We start from the raw sequence: 275 nt of genomic DNA on the forward strand, positions 1-275 counted from the left end.
GCGTTGGCAAGACAAGCCAATGCATCGACAAAATTTGTAACCTGCAATAGTGAACATGATTAAATCTCTGTCTGCCGCCCTGCTTCTGTTACTCGTATTCACGTTAAACGGTTGCAGCGACCGCGTTGAACTTCATCGGCAACTTTCTGAGCAAGAAGCCAATGAAGTGGTAGCGGAGTTGGCAGATAAACATATTCGCGCCCAAAAAATCCCAGCCAAAGACGGCGTTGTCGTGGCCGTGCAAGCCGCCGACATTGGACGCGCAGTACGTACTC

The 275-nt window shown here is 50.2% G+C and carries 1 pseudogene; it reads left to right on the plus strand.

The window, feature by feature from the left end:
- Window positions 1–55: 55 nt before the first annotated feature.
- A pseudogene (locus AAEZ05_RS28550) lies at window positions 56–275 on the plus strand (type III secretion system inner membrane ring lipoprotein SctJ); the annotation flags it as partial.

Origin of the sequence: Pseudomonas sp. HY13-MNA-CIBAN-0226, assembly GCF_040310305.1 — a bacterium.
Lineage (GTDB): Bacteria > Pseudomonadota > Gammaproteobacteria > Pseudomonadales > Pseudomonadaceae > Aquipseudomonas > Aquipseudomonas gregormendelii.